Below are 17,983 nucleotides of genomic sequence, written 5' to 3' on the forward strand. Positions count from 1 at the left end.
TAAGCCGGAGCACTACGAGGAGGCACTCCATGCGCGGAGCCACACACGTCAAGTGGGCCGCATGTGCGGCAGCCGTCGCCCTGGCGGCGACGGCTTGCGGCGGGGGCGACAGCGGCGGCGGCGGAGGTGGCGCCGACGGGATCGTCAGCTCGTCCTGGGGTGACCCGCAGAACCCGCTGGAGCCCGCCAACACCAACGAGGTGCAGGGCGGCAAGGTGCTCGACATGATCTTCCGGGGTCTGAAGAAGTACGACCCGAAGACCGGCGAGGCCACCAACATGCTCGCCGAGAAGATCGAGACCAAGGACAACCAGAACTTCACCGTCACCGTGAAGGACGGCTGGACCTTCAGCAACGGCGAGAAGATCACCGCCACGTCCTTCGTGAACGCCTGGAACTACGGCGCACTGCTGAAGAACAACCAGAAGAACGCCTACTTCTTCGGCTACATCGACGGCTACGACAAGGTGCACCCCGAGTCCGGGACGGCCAGCGCCACCAAGCTCTCCGGCCTGAAGGTCGTCGACGACAAGACGTTCACCGTCAAGCTGTCGCAGAAGTTCTCGCTGTGGCCCGACACCCTCGGCTACCCGGCCTTCGCGCCGCTCCCCAAGACCTTCTTCACCGACCACGCCGCCTGGGTCTCCAAGCCCATCGGCAATGGCCCGTACACCATCGACAAGTACACCAAGGGCTCCTCGATGAGCCTGCGCAAGTGGGACGACTACCCCGGGGACGACAAGGCGCAGAACGGTGGCATCGACCTCAAGGTCTACACCGACAACAACACCGCCTACACCGACCTGACGGCCGGCAACCTCGACCTCGTCGACGACGTGCCCGCCTCCCAGCTCAAGAACGTCAAGGCGGACCTCGGCGACCGCTACATCAACACCCCGGCCGGCATCATCCAGACCCTCGCCTTCCCGTTCTACGACAAGAACTGGAACACCCCCGGCGCGATCAAGGTCCGCCAGGGGCTGTCGATGGCCATCAACCGGCCGCAGATCACCGACCAGATCTTCCAGAAGACCCGCACCCCCGCGTCCGACTGGACCTCCCCGGTCCTCGGCGAGGACGGCGGCTTCAAGAAGGGCCTGTGCGGCAAGGAGTGCACGTACAACGCCGCCGAGGCCAAGAAGATGATCGAGGACGGCGGCGGCATCCCCGGCGGCCAGCTCAAGATCTCGTACAACGCGGACACCGGCTCGCACAAGGAGTGGGTCGACGCCGTCTGCAACAGCATCAACAAGGTCATGGGCAACAACAAGGCGTGCGTCGGCGCCCCCGTCGGTACCTTCGCCGACTTCCGCAGCCAGGTCTCCCAGCAGAAGCTGCACGGCGCCTGGCGCGCGGGCTGGCAGATGGACTACCCGCTCATCCAGAACTTCCTGCAGCCCGTGTACTACACCAACGCCTCGTCCAACGACGGCAAGTGGAACAACAAGCAGTTCGACGACCTCGTCGACAAGGCCAACGCCGAGTCCGACAAGGCCAAGGCCGTGTCCACCTTCCAGGACGCCGAGAAGGTGATGGTCCAGCAGATGCCCGTCATCCCGCTCTGGTACCAGAACGGCAGCGCCGGCTACTCGGAGAACGTCACCAACGTCTCGCTGAACCAGTTCAGCGTCCCGGTGTACGAGCAGATCAAGGTCAAGTAGCCGAGGGACCGCCGGGTGACCTGTCATCGGGTCGCCCGGCTTCCCCGTCCCCCCGGCCCCACAGCCTCCGTCGCCCCACAGCCTCCGTCCCCGCGACCCCCGGAGCCCTTCATGGGACGTTATGTGATCCGGCGGCTGCTGCAGATGAGCCCCACAGCCTCCGTCCCCGCGACCCCCGGAGCCCTTCATGGGACGTTATGTGATCCGGCGGCTGCTGCAGATGATCCCGGTCTTCTTCGGCACCACGCTGTTGATCTTCCTGATGGTGAACGTGATGGGTGACCCCATCGCGGGTCTCTGCGGCGACCGCCAGTGCGACCCGGCGACCGCCGCCCAACTCCGCACGGAATTCGGCCTCGACAAGCCGGTCTGGCAGCAATACCTCACCTACATGGGCAACGTCTTCACCGGCGACTTCGGCACCGCGTTCAACGGGCAGAAGGTCACCGAGCTGATGGGCACCGCGTTCCCCATCACCATCCGCCTCACCCTCGTCGCGATCGTCTTCGAGATCGTCATCGGCATCAGCCTCGGCGTCGTGACCGGGCTGCGCCGGGGCCGCCCCGTCGACACCACCGTGCTGATCCTGACGCTGATCGTGATCTCCATCCCGACCTTCGTCACCGGTCTGCTGCTCCAACTGCTGCTGGGCGTCGAGTGGGGCGTCATCAAACCGTCCGTCTCGCCCGAGGCCCCGCTGAACGAGCTGATCATCCCGGGCCTGGTGGTCGCCTCCGTCTCGCTGGCGTACGTCACCCGGCTCACCCGGACCTCGATCGCCGAGAACACCCGTGCCGACTACGTCCGCACCGCGACCGCCAAGGGCCTGCCCCGGCGCCGCGTGGTCATCCGGCACCTGCTGCGCAACTCGCTGATCCCCGTCGTCACCTTCATCGGTACGGACGTGGGCGCCCTGATGGGCGGGGCGATCGTCACCGAGCGGATCTTCAACATCCACGGCGTCGGATACCAGCTCTACCAGGGCATCCTCCGGCAGAACTCGCAGACCGTGGTCGGGTTCGTCACCGTCCTGGTGCTCGTCTTCCTGGCGGCCAACCTGATCGTCGACCTCCTCTACGCCGTACTCGACCCGAGGATCCGCTATGCCTGAGCAGACACCGGACGAGGCGATCTCGGCGGCCGGGGCCGGCGGACCGACGGACCTCGCCCTCGCGGAGGGCGACAGCCTGGAGAAGACCCCCGGCGGCCCCGAGGGGACCGGGCCCGAGACCAAGCCGCAGAGCCTGTGGTCCGACGCCTGGCGCGACCTGCGCCGCAACCCGGTCTTCATCATCTCCGCGCTGATCATCCTGTTCCTGGTGATCATCTCGATCTGGCCCCAGCTCATCGCGTCGGGCGATCCGCTCGACTGCGACCTCGGCAAGGCCCAGCAGGGCTCCCAGCCCGGCCACCCCTTCGGCTACGACGGACAGGGCTGCGACGTCTACACGCGCGTCGTCTACGGCGCCCGCAACTCCGTGACGGTCGGCATCTGCTCGACCATCGGGGTCTCCGTGATCGGCAGCATCCTCGGCGGCCTGGCGGGCTTCTTCGGCGGCTGGTGGGACGCGATCCTCTCCCGCCTCACCGACATCTTCTTCGGCATCCCCGTCGTCCTCGGCGGTCTGGTCTTCCTCTCCGTGGTGACCAGCTCCACCGTCTGGCCGGTGATCGGCTTCATCGTGCTGCTCGGCTGGCCCCAGATCGCCCGTATCGCCCGCGGCTCCGTCATCACCGCCAAGCACAACGACTACGTCCAGGCGGCCCGCGCCCTCGGCGCCTCCAACGGGCGGATGATGCTGCGGCACATCGCACCGAACGCCGTCGCCCCGGTCATCGTCGTCGCGACCATCGCGCTGGGAACGTACATCTCCCTGGAGGCGACCCTTTCGTTCCTCGGCGTGGGCCTCAAGCCCCCCGCCGTCTCCTGGGGCATCGACATCTCCGCCGCGTCCCAGTACATCCGCAACGCCCCGCACATGCTCCTCTGGCCCGCCGGTGCGCTGGCCGTCACGGTGCTCGCCTTCATCATGCTCGGCGACGCGGTGCGCGACGCCCTCGACCCCAAGCTGCGCTGAGGAGTCCGCTGCCATGTTGCTCGAAGTGCGCGATCTGCACGTGGAGTTCCACACCCGGGACGGGGTCGTCAAAGCCGTCAACGGGGTCAACTACTCGGTGGCCGAGGGCGAGACGCTCGCGGTGCTCGGCGAATCGGGCTCCGGCAAGTCGGTCACCGCACAGGCCGTCATGGGCATCCTCGACATGCCCCCGGGAAAGATCGCCGGCGGCGAGATCCTGTTCAAGGACCGCGACCTGCTGAAGATGAAGAAGGAGGAGCGCCGGAAGATCCGCGGCCAGGAGATGGCCATGATCTTCCAGGACGCGCTCTCCTCCCTCAACCCCGTCCTGACCGTGGGCGAGCAGCTCGGCGAGATGTACGTCGTGCACCGGGGGATGTCCCGCAAGGACGCGAAGGCCAAGGCCGTCGAGCTGATGGACCGGGTCCGCATCCCCGCCGCCAAGGAGCGGGTCGGCAACTACCCGCACCAGTTCTCCGGCGGCATGCGCCAGCGCATCATGATCGCGATGGCGCTGGCCCTCGAACCCTCCCTGATCATCGCCGACGAACCCACCACCGCCCTCGACGTCACCGTCCAGGCCCAGGTCATGGACCTGCTCGCGGAACTCCAGCGCGAACTGAACATGGGCCTGATCCTCATCACCCACGACCTCGGAGTGGTGGCCGACGTCGCCGACAAGATCGCCGTGATGTACGCGGGCCGCATCGTCGAGACCTCGCCCGTGCACGACATCTACAAGGCGCCCGCCCACCCGTACACCAAGGGTCTGCTCGCCTCGATCCCGCGCCTGGACCAGAAGGGCCAGGAGCTGTACGCGATCAAGGGCCTGCCGCCCAACCTGCTGCACATCCCGCCCGGCTGCGCCTTCAACCCGCGCTGCCCGATGGCCCAGGACGTCTGCCGCACCGACGTGCCGCCGCTGTACGACGTGGCCGAGCACCGACAGAGCGCCTGCCACTTCTGGAAGGAGACGCTCGATGCACGCTGACCACTCGGGGCGCAAGGAAGCGCGCGAGGAGGGCGAGGCGGCACGCGACCTCCTCTCCAAGTCGCGCCACGAGAGCGCGTACGCGGGCGGTGAACCGATCCTGGAGGTGCGCGACCTCGTCAAGCACTACCCGCTGACCCAGGGCATCCTCATCAAGAAGCAGGTCGGCGCGGTCAAGGCGGTCGACGGGGTCTCCTTCGACCTCGGCGCCGGAGAGACGCTCGGCGTGGTGGGGGAGTCCGGCTGCGGCAAGTCGACGGTCGCCCGGCTCCTCGTCCACCTGGAACAGCCCACCGCCGGCTCCATCCGGTACAAGGGCGAGGACATCACCAAGCTGTCCGGCCGTGCGCTGAAGGCCGTGCGCCGCAACATCCAGATGGTGTTCCAGGACCCGTACACCTCGCTCAACCCGCGCATGACGGTCGGGGACATCATCGGGGAGCCGTACGAGATCCACCCCGAGGTGGCCCCCAAGGGCGACCGGCGGCGCAAGGTGCAGGACCTGCTGGACGTGGTGGGCCTCAACCCGGAGTACATCAACCGCTATCCGCACCAGTTCTCCGGCGGTCAGCGCCAGCGCATCGGCATCGCCCGCGGCCTCGCGCTCAACCCGGAGATCATCGTCGCCGACGAACCGGTCTCCGCGCTCGACGTCTCCGTCCAGGCGCAGGTCGTCAACCTGCTGGACCGGCTCCAGGCGGAGTTCAACCTGAGCTACGTCTTCATCGCGCACGACCTGTCGATCGTGCGGCACATCTCCGACCGGGTCGGCGTGATGTATCTGGGCCGGTTCGTCGAGATCGGCACGGACGCGGAGATCTACGACCACCCCACGCACCCCTACACCCAGGCGCTGCTCTCCGCCGTGCCCGTGCCGGACCCGATGGCGCGCGAGTTCCGTGAGCGGATCATCCTGCACGGCGACGTGCCCTCACCGGCCAATCCGCCCTCCGGCTGCCGTTTCCGCACCCGGTGCTGGAAGGCGCAGGAACGGTGCGAACTGGAGGTGCCGCTGCTGGCCGTCCCGGCCGTCTTCCGCGACACGGACACCCCCGCCCGGCACGACTCGGCCTGCCACTTCGCGGAGGAGAAGCGGGTGGTCCCGCCGGAGGGCACGCTGGAGTCGACACCGGGGGAGGGCGGCCAGGAGGGAGCGGCGGCCCAGGCGGCTTCCGGGACACCCTCCGAAGCACCTCCCGAAGCGCCGTCCGGGATCCCGGCCCCCGGCGAGGAGGGGCCGCAGCCCTCCGGGGACGAGGACCCGCCGCCCTCCGGGAGCAGCCGGGTGAGCTGACGCGGCGTTAACACGCGGGCAACTTCCCCGATATACGGACGCGGCACCATGAACAACGTACGGCCGTGCGGGTGCCGTGGACCGGCCGGAAGGGTGTGACGCCCCCCGGCCGGTCGCCCGCCTCAGGCCCTCTTGTCCGGCGGGCGGACGCACGGAAGTATCGACGGGGTGATACTCACCCGTGGAGCAAGAGTCACCGGTGCCGCCCTGTCCGCCGTGCTCGCGGTGATCGTCGCGTGCTGGCTCGTACGGGACGTCGAGGCAGCGGCGGATTTCGGCCAACTGTGGCGGTACTGGGCGGGGTTCTACGACGTCCGTCTGCAGAGCATGCCCGCGACCTCCGCCACGGACGTGATCCTCTTCGTGGTGTACGTGGCCGTCGCCGTGGCCGCGCTGCGCACCACCTCCGGCGCCTCCGCGCTCGTCGTCGCCGGGGTGGCGACCCTCGGCGTCCGGCTGCCCGGTCTCTGGACCATCGGCAACCGGCGGATGGAGTCCGCGTACTCCGACGACCTGCGCTCACGGGCGCTGATCTGCGCCTTCGTCGCACTCGCCGCGGGCGCCGCGATGATCATCACCGCCGGGGCGGGCCGCCGGCCGCCCGCCGACTCCTACGAGCGCACACCCTCCGGACCGGGGACGGGTGCGGGCGTGCTCGCGTTCCTGGCGCTCTGCGGGGCCGGGGCCGTGCTGATCGCCTGGGAGATCCGCCAGCTCGTGCGCTTCCCGGAGATCTACCCCGACTGGTACGTGGGCGGCAACCGGATCGCCCAGCAGCTGACCGGTCCGCCGCCGGGCTGGGGCACCGTGGTGCTGGCCCTGCTGTGCCTGGTCGCAGGATTCAGTGCCGTGGTCCGCGCCCGGCACGCCCGCCCGTTCGGGCTGGTGGCCGCCGCGATGCTGCTGGCCGGCTCGGTGCTCGGACTGATGCGGATCGTCCACTACGACATGTTCGACCACTTCGGTTCCCTGGGGCTCGAAGTGCAGCTCACGCTGGTCAGCTGGATCTTCCAGCTGCTCGCCGCCCTGACCGCGCTGATCGCCCTCGCCGTGCCCGGCCCGGTCCGCGCCCCGGGACCGGACCCGTGGGCGGGCGGCCCGGGATGGGGCCCCGCACCGCAGCCAGGACCGGCCGCGCCCCCGTACCCCGGGCAGCTGCCGCCGGGCTACGGCTACCCGCAGGGCGGCGGCTTCGGGCCGCCCCCGCCGCCCTCGCAGCCACCGCCCGGCTGGTGAGTCAGAGCCCCAGCGACCGCTTCAGGAAGTCCACCTGGAGCAGCAGCAGGTTTTCGGCCACCTTCTCCTGCGGGGTCATGTGGGTCACCCCGCTCAGCGGCAACACCTCGTGCGGCCGGCCGGCGGCGAGCAGCGCCGAGGAGAGCCGCAGGCTGTGCGCGACGACCACGTTGTCGTCCGCCAGGCCGTGGATGATCATCATCGGCCGCACCTGCTCGGCCGCGTGCGACAGCCCCTCGTCGGTGACCAGCGAGTTGTACGCGTACACCTCCGGCCGCTTCGCCGGGTCGCCGAGGTAGCGCTCGGTGTAGTGCGTGTCGTAGAGCCGCTGGTCGGTCACCGGGGCGCCGACGACCGCCGCGTGGAAGACGTCCGGCCGCCGCAGGGCCGCCATGCCGGCCAGGAAGCCGCCGTACGACCAGCCCCGGATCGCCACCCGGCCGAGATCCAGCGGGAAGCGCTCCGCGAGCGCGTGCAGGGCCTCCACCTGATCGTCGAGGGTGAGCGCCAGATCGTGCTTGACCGCCTTCTCCCAGGCCGGTGAACGGCCCGGTGTGCCGCGGCCGTCCGCGACGACCACGGCGAAGCCCTGGTCCGCGAACCACTGCGAGGTGAGATGCGGGTTGTGGGCGGCGACGACCCGGCGGCCGTGCGGACCGCCGTACGGGTCCATGAGGACCGGAAGCGGACCGTCGGACTCCGAGTAGCCGGCGGGGAGCAGCACGGCGCACGGAATCCGCCGTGCGCCCCCTTCGGTGAGCACCGGCCGCGCGGACAGCACCGGCCGCTCCGCGTGGTTCGCGACGACGGCGATCTCCTTGCCGTCACGCAGCACCCGTGCCGTTGTCCCGGGCCGCTCGGGCGTGGCCGAGACCAGCACCGTCACCCGGCCGGAACGGACCGCCGTGTGCACGCCGACGCCCTCCGAGACCCGCTCGACGCCCAGCTCGTTGACCCGGTACACATGGCTCTCGCCGGTCTCCGGCGCGGCCGCCTCCTCGCCCGCCGACGCCGTCACCAGGACGTCCGAGTCCCCGATGTCCAGGACCGCCTGGAGGTGCAGCTGCGCCCCGGTCAGCGGCCGGTCGCCGACCGCGAGGACCCGCGCCCCGCCCTCGTCGGCGATCCGCACGAGCCGCCCGTCCGGCGCCCACGCGGGCACCCCGGGGAACAGCTCCAGCCACACCGGGTCCCCGTCCGCGTGCACGGTCCGGGTCGCCCCGGTCTCCGGGTCCACCGCCAGGCACAGCTGGCTCTCCTGGTCCCGGGCCTGGACGAGCAGCAGCGGAGCCCCGTACGAGGACCAGTGCACCCGCGCCAGATACGGGAACCGGGCCCGGTCCCACACCACTTCGGTCCGCTTGCCGTCCAGGTCCACCACATGGAGCCCCACCACGGCGTTGGGCGTGCCCGCCGCCGGGTACGCGACCTCGGCGGGCCTGCGGTCGGGGTGCGCGGGGTCGGCGATCCACCACCGCCGCACGGGGCTGTCGTCGACCCGGGCGACGAGCAGCCGGTCCGAGTCCGGCGACCACCAGAAGCCCTGGTGGCGCTGCATCTCCTCGGCCGCGATGAACTCCGCGAGCCCGTACGTGACATGGGCATCCTCCGGCTCCGCGAGCGCCCGGTCCGCCTCGCCGGCCGTGGAGACGACGCGCAGCGCGCCCTTGGACACATAGGCGACGTGTCGCCCGTCCGGGGAGGGGCGCGGATCGATCACCGGGCCGGGCACGGGCAGCGCACGCGCCGTTCCCTCGCGCAGACCGGCGACGTACACCTTCCCGGACAGCGCGAACGCGGCCAACTCGGCCGCCGCGTCCACCGCGTAGCCCACGATCCCCGCCGAGCCCTCGCGGCTGCGCTCCCGCCGGGCGCGCTCCTGCGCCGACAGACGCTCCGCCGAACCGCCCAGCAGCGCCGCCGGATCGGCCACCAGGCGTTCGCGCGGGGCGGCGCCCTCGCTCACGTCCAGCACCCAGAGCCCGCCCGAACGGTCGGTGCCGGAACCCGAGCGCAGGTAGACCACGCGTCCACCGTCGGGTGAAACCGTGAACGCGCGTGGTGTCCCGAGGGTGAATCTCATGGTCCGGGCCAACTGGAGCGGAAACGTGATCTCTGGCGAAGTCATGCGCCGAACCTATCGGCCGCCCCCGGCCGTGCGCCCCTCGTGCTGCTGTGCCCCGAACAATGCGGTGCCACGGATAGTTAAGATCCGTAGCGCTCGGTGGGTATGAACCTGCTGGCTCCTGTGTGCTGCCCGTCCCCGACCGTACAGATGGAGGTGAACCGCCGTGGCGCTCTCGATTTCGGCGGTGGTGCTGCTGGCGATCATCGTCTTCCTGCTGATCCGGAAGTCCGGACTGAAGGGAGGACATGCGGTCGTCTGCGCGCTGCTCGGTTTCTATCTCGCCAGTTCGTCCATCGCGCCCACCATCTCCGAGCTGACCACGAATGTGGCCGGCATGATCGGGGACATCAAGTTCTGACGCCGTCGCCTCTCGCGGCATCATTGCCCGCAGCCCGGCCGCCGTCGTCCGGGGAGGCCGCCGGCTCGTAGGGTGGTCCCCATGACGGACCTCCCCGCCCGGCGGCTGCTCCTGGTGCACGCGCACCCGGACGACGAGTCGATCAACAACGGCGCCACCATGGCCAGGTACGTGGCCGAAGGCGCCCTGGTCACGCTGGTGACCTGCACGCTCGGCGAGGAGGGCGAGATCATCCCGCCCGCGCTCGCCCCTCTCGCCGCGGACCGGGACGACACCCTGGGCCCCCACCGCCGCGGCGAACTGGCGGCGGCCATGAAGGAACTGGGCGTCACCGATCACCGCTTCCTCGGCGGCGCCGGCCGCTACCGGGACTCCGGGATGATGGGCGCCGAGCAGAACCACCGCCCCGGCGCCTTCTGGGCGGCCGACGTGGACGAGGCCGCCGGACACCTCGTCGAGGTCATCCGCGAGGTGCGCCCCCAGGTCCTGGTGACGTACGACCCCGACGGGGGCTACGGGCACCCCGACCACATCCAGGCCCACCGGGTCGCCACCCGCGCCGCGGAACTGGCCGCCGACGCGGCGTACCGCCCCGGTGCGGCGGCCCCGCACACCATCGCCAAGGTCTACTGGAACCGGGTGCCGCGCACGGTCGCCGAGGAGCGGTTCGCCGCCCTGCGGGCCGAGGCCGCCGGTGCCTTCCCGGGGATCGCCGCGATCGAGGACGTGCCGGGTGTGGTGGACGACGCCCTGGTCACCACCGAGATCGACGGTGCCGGGTACGAGGACGCCAAGGCCGCCGCGATGCGGGCGCACGTCACCCAGATCGCCCTCCAGGGACCCTATTTCGCGCTGTCGAACGACCTGGGCCAGCCCGTCTTCACCACCGAGTACTACGAGTTGACCGCCGGAACCCCGGGCGCCCCGGCGGGCACGCGCGAACGCGACCTCTTCGCGGGTGTGGCGGGGGCGGACCGGTGAGCGGCAGCAGCAGGGCGCGCGCCGGCGACAGCCGGACCGATGCGCAGAAGAAGGACATTCCGGCCACGGGCCTGGCCGCGCCCCTCAACCCCGCCCGGATCGCGGCCCTGTTCGGCCTCGTGGTCCTCGGCGCCGTCGTGGGCATCGCGGGGGCCCTCGTCCAGCCCGCGTGGTTCCCGGGCGGGGTGCTGCTCGCCCTGGCGGCGGCGGCCGGTCTCTTCCACGGCGGCCGCACGCTGACGGGTACCCAGCCCGGGGCCCTGGCCCCGGCGGCGGGATGGCTGATTTCAGTCATCGTTCTGCTCAGTGGACGGCCCGAAGGGGACTATGTCTTCGGGGACGCGCTCGGCCTCGGCATCTTCCTGCTGGGCGGAATGGCCATCGCTGTGATCTGCGCCACCATGCCGCGATCGCCCCGGCAGCGGGCCGACAGCGGCCGACCTGCCAAGTAATGTGCTCCGTCCGATCCCGTAATGCCCCCTGTCCGTCGGGGGGGTGCGCAGTCGTTTCCCCCGGTCGCGGGGTGTGTACCGGCGGCGGCCAGTATGGTGGTTCGCGCGCCCGAGCTGCGGCACGGGGGAAGGTACGGGCGGCGGAGCCAATCGGGAGAACCTGCTTTGAGTCGTGAAACTGACAGTTCGTCCTCCGGGCCCCAGGGTCGCGGGGGAGCCGCGTACCCCTCGGGTACGCCGCCGTACGGATCCCGCCAGTATCCGTCGCTGCACCCGTCGCAGGACGCCCCGGAGGGGGTCCCGGAACCTGCCGGTCCGGACCGGTCCGAAGAGCCGAAGACCGAGACGACCCTGACGACGCGTATCCGGATCAACATCCCGGGATCGCGCCCCATCCCGCCGGTTGTCATGCGTACGCCCATGAGCGACGCGGACGGCGGCGGCGAGCGCACCGGCTCGACCCCGCGTCCCGACGCCCCGGCACCGGGCGGCGCACCCGAACCGTCCCGGGCACCGGCCGCGGAGCCCGGCGAGAACGCGGCCCCGGCGGCGGACTCCGGCGAGAAGCCGGCCAAGGAGAAGAGCGGCAGCGACTGGTTCGCCCCGCGCAAGCCCCCGGCTGCCGCGAAGCCCGCGGACGGCGGACCCGGCGACACGGACGGCGCGGGCTTCCCGGCACCGGGCGTTCCCGGCGGCCCCGGTGGCGTTGCGGGCCCCGGCGGTCCCGGTGCTCCGGCGGGCCCCGGTGCTCCGGCGGGCCCCGGCGCTCCGGCCGGTCCCGGTGGTCCGGCGGCCGGAGGTCCCGGTGCCCAGCCCGGCGGATCCCTGCCCGGCCGGGTCACCCCGCCCTCGGGACCCCGCACCGACCTTCCGTACTTCACGGACGGCCCGCAGCGCGACTTCCCGGAGGGACCGGGCGGCCCGCGCTCCACGCCGGACCTCGGCGTCCGCACCCCGGGCCCGGCCGGCCCCACCACGGGCCCGGTCACCGGCACCTCGGCGCTCACCCCGAACCTCGACGGACCCGGCCCCTTCCCGCCGGGTCCCGGCCCGCAGAACCCGGGCGGCCCCGGACCGGGCGGCCCCGGACCCGGCGGTGTGCCGCCGCGCATGTCCGACGACACCGCCGTGCTCACCCCGCAGTTCGCGCCGCCCCCGGGCGGGCCGGGCGACAACGTCTCGGGTGACACGCTGAACAGCGGCATCCCCGTCGTGCCCGGCGACCGGAACGTCCCGGGCGACCCGATGGGCACCGGCCCCGTCGGCCCCGGTGGCCCCGGGGGCGTCGCGCCGCAGCAGCCCGCGCCCGCCGCGCGCAACGCGCCGAAGCCGGCCCCCGCCAAGAAGGGCCGCTCGAAGCTGGTCCTGCTCGGTGCCGCGGCCGTCTTCCTGCTCGGTGTCGCGTACGGCGCCGGACTGCTGATGAACCACTCCGACGTGCCCAAGGGCACCACCGTCCTCGGCGTCGACATCGGCGGCGGCACGAAGGAGGACGGCGTCGAGAAGCTGGACGCCGCGCTCGCCAAGCGTGCCGCGACCCCGCTGAAGCTGAGTGTGGACGGCAAGGAGGCGCAGCTCGCGCCGGACAAGGCGGGGCTCTCCCTGGACAGCCAGGCCACCGTGCGCTCGGCCGCGGGCAGCGACTACAACCCGGTCTCCGTCATCGGCTCGCTCTTCGGCGGCGAGCGGACCGTCGAACCGGTCCTCCCGGTCGACGAGGAGAAGCTCGGCGTCGCGCTCCAGGACCTGGCCGGTGTCTCGGGCACCGCGCAGGACGGCACGATCAAGTTCGAGCCAGGCAAGGCCGTCGCCGTACCGGGCAAGGCGGGCAAGGCGCTCGACGTGAACAAGTCGGTGGTCTCCGTACGGGACGCCTACCGCGCCCAGGTCGAGACCGGCCGCACGAACAGCGTCGAACTGCCCGTCGTCACCAAGGAACCCACCATCACCCAGGCCGAACTGGACCGGGCGATGACGGAGTTCGCCAAGCCGGCGATGTCCGGTCTGGTGGTCATCAGGGCCGGCGGGAAGGAGATCCCGTTCGGCCCGGCGAAGTCGCTGCCGCAGATCCTGTCGATGAAGGCGATCGACGGCAAGCTCGTCGACTACTACGACAAGAAGGCCATCGAGCGGCTCTGCGCCGGTGTCTTCGACGGCGTCATGATCACCAAGGGCGACGGCAAGAAGCACCAGCTCAGCGCGGACGACATCGCCTTCGCGATGAAGGGCGCGCTGCTCGGCAAGACCCCCGCCGAGCGCACCGTCACGATCGACCTCGACGGCAACGGCTGACCGGCCCGCACCGCACGCCGCCCGCCCCCGCCCGGACCTCCGGCCGGGGGCGGCGGCGTACCGGGACGGGGCAGCGCACACCCGTCATCCCCGGCGCATGACATCTGTCATCCCGTATCCACGACCGCTGACCCTGCCGCGCGCACCCCCCGGTCGGCCACGCTGGACGCATGACAACGACAGCCACCGAAGCGACCGCGGCAAGGACCGCGGTGGTCAGCTTCGACCAGGTCACCAAGGCCTACGGGGACGTGCGCGCCGTCGACGGGCTCACGCTGGACCTGCACCCCGGCGAGACCGTGGCGCTGCTCGGCCCCAACGGAGCCGGCAAGTCCTCCACCCTCGACCTCCTCCTCGGTCTGCGCCCCGCGGACTCCGGCACCGTCCGCCTCTTCGGCACCACCCCGCAGCAGGCCATCACGGCCGGCCGGGTCGGCGCGATGCTCCAGAGCGGCGGCCTGATGGAGGACGTCACCGTCGAGGAACTGGTCCGGCTCGCCTGCGACCTGCACCCGCGCCCCCACCCGGTCAGCGAGGTGCTGGCGCGCGCGGGCATCGCGTCGATCGCCGGCCGGATGGTCAACAAGCTCTCGGGCGGCCAGGAGCAGCGCGTACGGTTCGCGCTCGCCACCGCCGGTGCCAACGACCTCATCGTGCTCGACGAACCGACCACCGGTATGGACGTCACCGCCCGCCAGGCCTTCTGGGCCACCATGCGCGAGCAGGCCGAGCAGGGCCGTACCGTCCTGTTCGCCACCCACTACCTCGAAGAGGCCGACGCCATCGCCGACCGCGTCCTCGTCCTGCACAAGGGCCGCCTCCTCGCCGACGGCACCGCCGCCGAGATCAAGGCGAAGGCCGGGGCCCGCCGGATCTCCTTCGAGCTGGAGGGCGCGATCGACGAAGCGGCCCTGCGCGCGCTGCCGTTCCTCTCCACGCTCGACATCAGCGGCCGCCGGGTGCGCATCCAGTCGCACAACGCCGACGCGACCGTCCACGCCGTCTACGGCCTCGGCCTCTACCCGCGCGAGCTGGAAGTCGCCGGACTCGGCCTGGAGCAGGCCTTCGTCGCCATCACCGAGGCCGAGGAGGCCAGGACCGCATGAACACGCTCATCAGGCTCGAAGTGACCCGCACCCTGCGGAACAAGAAGTTCATGTTCTTCTCGGTCATCTACCCCTCGGTGATCTACCTGTTGATCTCCGGCACCCAGAACGACACCGACAAGATCCCGCACACCGATCTGACCCTGCAGTCCTTCTTCATGGTCTCCATGGCGTCGTTCGGCGCGCTGACCGCCGTCCTCATGGGCAACAGCGAACGCATCGCCAAGGAGCGGGAGAAGGGCTGGGTGCGCCAGCTGCGGCTGACCGCGCTGCCCGGCCGCGGCTACGTCCTGGCGAAGATCGCCAGCGCCGCCATGGTCACCCTGCCCTGCATCGTCGTCGTCTTCCTCGTCGCCGCCTCGGTCAAGCACGTCCGCTTCGACCTGTGGCAGTGGTTCGCGCTGACCGGAGTCATCTGGGCCGGCTCGCTGGTCTTCGCCGCGCTCGGCGTCGCCATCGGCTACCTCGCCAGCGGGGACGCGGTCCGCCCGGTCACCATGATCATCTACTTCGGGCTCTCCATCCTCGGCGGCCTGTGGATGCCCAGCGCCACCTTCCCCCAGTGGCTCCAGAACGTGTCCGAGTGGCTTCCCACGCACGCGTACGCTGCACTCGGCCAGGCCGTCGAGATGGGCGGCGCGCCGCACGCCAGGGACGTCGCCGTCCTCTGCGCCTACTTCCTGCTCTTCGCGGGCGGCGCGGCCTGGCTCTACCGGAAGGACACGTTGAAGGCGTGAACGACGACGAGATGTCGGTGGGCCTGGGGCGGCCGCCCGCGACCGCCCGGCAGGCGGGGATCAAGCTGCTGTGGATCGGCATATGGCTCGCCTTCATGAGCGCGCCGGTCAAGGACCTCGCCGACGGCAACCACACCCCGTGGGCGACCGTGCTCGGCGTCCTGGGGCTGCTGGTCTTCGTCGGCGCCTATCTGGTCCTCGTCTTCCGGCACACGTCGAAGGCGCTGGACCTCTTCCGGGTCCGGGCGTCGATCGCCTTCCTCGCGGCCCTCGCCGTCCTGCTGTCGCTGACGTTCGGCACGCCCTGGCTGGTGCTCTTCGTGTACGTGTCCGTCTCGGTCGGCGCCACGCTGCCGCTGAGGACCGCGCGCTGGCTGATCCCCGTCGTCACCGCCGTCCTGGTGGGCATCGGCGCGACCCTGGAGGACGCGCGCGAGATCATCACCGCCCTGGTCTTCCCCGCTCTGCTCGGCGGCTTCGCGATGACCGGCGTACGGCAGCTGGTCCGCACCACGATCGAGCTGCGCGAGGCCCGCGCCACCGTCGCCCAGCTCGCCGCCAACGAGGAGCGCCTGCGCCTCGCCCGCGACCTGCACGACCTCCTCGGCCACTCGCTCTCGCTGATCACCCTCAAGAGCGAGCTGGCCGGGCGGATGCTCCCCGACCAGCCCGAGCGGGCCGCCGCCCAGGTCGCGGACATCGAACAGGTCAGCCGCCAGGCCCTGGTGGACGTACGCAGCGCCGTCACCGGTTACCGCCGGCCGACCCTCCCCGGCGAACTGGCCGGGGCCCGCACCGCGCTGGCCGCCGCCGGCGTCACCGCCGATGTGCCGGCCGACGTTCCGGACGGCGTGCCCGAGAAGGTGGAGGAGGTGCTCGCCTGGGGGCTGCGGGAAGCCGTCACCAACGTCGTACGCCACAGCGGCGCGCACCGCTGCACGGTCACGCTCGCCCCGCGCCAGACGCTCGACGGGCGGGTCCTCGAACTCACCGTCGCAGACGACGGCCGCGGCGCCACCGGCAGCGCGCCCGGCAACGGCCTCACCGGCCTCACCGAACGCCTCGCCTCCGTGGACGGCACCCTCAGCACCCGGGCCACCCACGCCCGTTCGGGCAAAGGCTTCACCATGGTCCTCAGCGTTCCGTTCGAATCCGGCCTAGGATCCGCGGAATGAGCATGATCAGACTTCTCCTCGCGGAGGACCAGTCCATGGTGCGCGAGGCCCTGGCGGCACTCCTCGGCCTGGAACCCGACATCGAGGTGGTCGCCCAGGTCGCCCGCGGCGACGAGGTCCTTGCGGCGGCCGAGGAACACGGCATCGACGTCGCCCTCCTGGACATCGAGATGCCCGGCATGACCGGCATCGACGCGACGGCCCAGCTGCGCCGGGCGCTCCCGGACGTCAAGGTCGTCGTCGTCACCACCTTCGGCCGGCCCGGCTATCTGCGCCGTGCCATGGAGTCGGGCGCGGACGCCTTCCTGGTCAAGGACGCCCCGGCGTCGCAGCTCGCCGAAGCCGTACGCAAGGTGCTCGCCGGGGAACGCGTCATCGACCCCGGCCTCGCCGCCGCCGCCCTCGCCGACGGGGCGAGCCCGCTGACCGAACGCGAACGCGAGGTCCTGCGCACCGCCGCCGACGGCTCGACCAACGCGGAGATCGCCGCCGCGCTGCACCTGTCCCAGGGCACCGTCCGCAACTACCTCTCCATGGCGATCCAGAAGATGGCCGCCCGCAACCGCGCGGAGGCGGTCCGCATGGCCCGGGAGAAGGGCTGGCTGTAGCGGGCGCCGCCGACGCGCCCCCGAAGGCGGCCCGGGGCCGGGCCGGCCCGCCCGCCACCACGGCGTCGCCGCCATGACGGAGTCACCTCCCCGGCGATACCAGTCCCGCCTCGTACGCGATGATCACCAGCTGCACCCGGTCCCGCGCACCGAGCTTGGCGAGCAGCCGGGTCAGATAGGTCTTCGCCGTGGCCACACTGATCACCAGGCGCTCCGCGATCTCCGCGTTGGACAGCCCGCTGCCGACCAGCACCAGTACCTCCCGCTCCCGTTCGGTGATCGCGGCGAGCGGCGCCGGGGGAGACGCGGCGGACGTGGGACGGGCCGCGAACTCCGTGATCAGCCGCCGGGTGACGCTCGGCGCGATCAGGGCGTCCCCGGAGGCCACCACCCGGACCGCCGCGAGGATGTCGTCCAGCGCCATGTCCTTGACCAGGAACCCGGCGGCGCCGGCACGCAGCGCCCCGTACACGTAATCGTCGTCGTCGAACGTCGTCAGGACCACCACATGCGCCGTGCTGTCCTGCGCGGCGATCCGCTCGGTGGCCTCGATGCCGTCCATGCCGGGCATCCGGATGTCCATCACGACGACGTCGGGGACCAGTCCAGCGGTCAGCCGGACCGCCTCCTCGCCGGTCCCCGCCTCGCCGACCACCTCGATGTCCGGGGTGTCCGCCATGACCATGCGCAACGCGGTCCGCACCAGCGGCTGATCGTCGGCGAGCAGGACACGGATGCGAGCGGCGGCCGCCGCAAGGACCTCGTCGCCGCGGGCGACCTGGGCGCGAGGAGGTCGTGCAGGTCGCGGGCGAGGCGCAGGCGCTCCTCGTTGGCGGCGAGCTGGGCGACGGTGCGAGTGGCCGAGGAGGTCGTGCAGGTCGCGGGC

16 protein-coding genes are annotated in these 17,983 nt (G+C 71.4%); 14 read left to right on the top strand and 2 right to left on the bottom strand.

The window, feature by feature from the left end; all coding sequences use genetic code 11:
* Positions 1-29: 29 nt before the first annotated feature.
* The 6 genes from EAO73_RS08045 (at position 30) to EAO73_RS08070 (ending at position 7,260) form a co-directional block, all read left to right on the top strand.
* Positions 30-1,661 (top strand): peptide ABC transporter substrate-binding protein, encoded by a 1,632-nt coding sequence (locus tag EAO73_RS08045; RefSeq protein WP_147970713.1) that lies wholly within the window; start codon positions 30-32, stop codon positions 1,659-1,661.
* A gap of 187 nt (positions 1,662-1,848) precedes the next feature.
* Positions 1,849-2,772: an ABC transporter permease gene (locus EAO73_RS08050; RefSeq protein WP_147970714.1), complete on the top strand. Its 924-nt coding sequence runs from the start codon at positions 1,849-1,851 to the stop codon at positions 2,770-2,772.
* On the top strand, positions 2,765-3,739 hold the full coding sequence (locus tag EAO73_RS08055; RefSeq protein ID WP_147970715.1) for an ABC transporter permease: 975 nt from the start codon (positions 2,765-2,767) through the stop codon (positions 3,737-3,739). Before EAO73_RS08050 ends, EAO73_RS08055 begins: the two co-directional genes overlap by 8 nt.
* A 13-nt stretch (positions 3,740-3,752) precedes the next feature.
* The gene (locus EAO73_RS08060) at positions 3,753-4,730 is read left to right on the top strand and encodes an ABC transporter ATP-binding protein (protein ID WP_147970716.1); all 978 of its coding nucleotides are present in this window, start codon (positions 3,753-3,755) and stop codon (positions 4,728-4,730) included.
* On the top strand, positions 4,720-6,024 hold the full coding sequence (locus tag EAO73_RS08065; protein ID WP_147970717.1) for an ABC transporter ATP-binding protein: 1,305 nt from the start codon (positions 4,720-4,722) through the stop codon (positions 6,022-6,024). Before EAO73_RS08060 ends, EAO73_RS08065 begins: the two co-directional genes overlap by 11 nt.
* A gap of 168 nt (positions 6,025-6,192) precedes the next feature.
* Entirely contained in the window at positions 6,193-7,260 is a 1,068-nt protein-coding gene (locus EAO73_RS08070; protein ID WP_147970718.1) for a hypothetical protein, read from the top strand.
* A gap of 1 nt (position 7,261) precedes the next feature.
* Here the strand turns inward: EAO73_RS08070 and EAO73_RS08075 are convergent, their stop codons facing one another.
* Entirely contained in the window at positions 7,262-9,343 is a 2,082-nt protein-coding gene (locus EAO73_RS08075; protein ID WP_412074582.1) for an alpha/beta fold hydrolase, read from the bottom strand.
* A gap of 208 nt (positions 9,344-9,551) precedes the next feature.
* Here EAO73_RS08075 and EAO73_RS08080 point away from each other — a divergent pair, with 208 nt between their 5' ends.
* From EAO73_RS08080 to EAO73_RS08115, 8 genes are all read left to right on the top strand, one after another.
* Positions 9,552-9,746 (top strand): hypothetical protein, encoded by a 195-nt coding sequence (locus EAO73_RS08080; RefSeq protein ID WP_147970719.1) that lies wholly within the window; start codon positions 9,552-9,554, stop codon positions 9,744-9,746.
* Positions 9,747-9,827: 81 nt separating this feature from the next.
* The gene (gene mshB, locus EAO73_RS08085; RefSeq protein ID WP_147970720.1) at positions 9,828-10,727 is read left to right on the top strand and encodes an N-acetyl-1-D-myo-inositol-2-amino-2-deoxy-alpha-D-glucopyranoside deacetylase; all 900 of its coding nucleotides are present in this window, start codon (positions 9,828-9,830) and stop codon (positions 10,725-10,727) included.
* Positions 10,724-11,179, top strand: coding sequence for a DUF6113 family protein (locus tag EAO73_RS08090; protein WP_147970721.1), 456 nt, complete (start codon positions 10,724-10,726; stop codon positions 11,177-11,179). Before mshB ends, EAO73_RS08090 begins: the two co-directional genes overlap by 4 nt.
* Before the next feature lie 420 nt (positions 11,180-11,599).
* Entirely contained in the window at positions 11,600-13,471 is a 1,872-nt protein-coding gene (locus EAO73_RS08095) for a hypothetical protein (protein WP_147970722.1), read from the top strand.
* A 170-nt stretch (positions 13,472-13,641) separates the two neighbouring features.
* The gene (locus EAO73_RS08100) at positions 13,642-14,577 is read left to right on the top strand and encodes an ABC transporter ATP-binding protein (RefSeq protein ID WP_147970723.1); all 936 of its coding nucleotides are present in this window, start codon (positions 13,642-13,644) and stop codon (positions 14,575-14,577) included.
* Positions 14,574-15,314 (top strand): ABC transporter permease, encoded by a 741-nt coding sequence (locus EAO73_RS08105; protein WP_147970724.1) that lies wholly within the window; start codon positions 14,574-14,576, stop codon positions 15,312-15,314. The genes EAO73_RS08100 and EAO73_RS08105 overlap by 4 nt, the downstream gene beginning before the upstream one ends.
* Positions 15,311-16,489 carry a sensor histidine kinase gene (locus EAO73_RS08110; protein ID WP_147970725.1) on the top strand — a complete coding sequence of 393 codons (1,179 nt, stop codon included), beginning with the start codon at positions 15,311-15,313 and terminating at the stop codon, positions 16,487-16,489. The genes EAO73_RS08105 and EAO73_RS08110 overlap by 4 nt, the downstream gene beginning before the upstream one ends.
* Complete coding sequence (locus EAO73_RS08115; RefSeq protein ID WP_147970726.1) at positions 16,486-17,097, top strand: response regulator transcription factor; 612 nt, start codon at positions 16,486-16,488, stop codon at positions 17,095-17,097. Before EAO73_RS08110 ends, EAO73_RS08115 begins: the two co-directional genes overlap by 4 nt.
* A gap of 82 nt (positions 17,098-17,179) precedes the next feature.
* On the opposite strand, the gene EAO73_RS08120 is transcribed toward EAO73_RS08115, so the two are convergent.
* Entirely contained in the window at positions 17,180-17,833 is a 654-nt protein-coding gene (locus EAO73_RS08120) for a response regulator transcription factor (RefSeq protein ID WP_147971457.1), read from the bottom strand.
* Positions 17,834-17,983: the final 150 nt, after the last annotated feature.

The organism is Streptomyces sp. col6 (genome assembly GCF_008042035.1).
Taxonomy (GTDB): domain Bacteria; phylum Actinomycetota; class Actinomycetes; order Streptomycetales; family Streptomycetaceae; genus Streptomyces.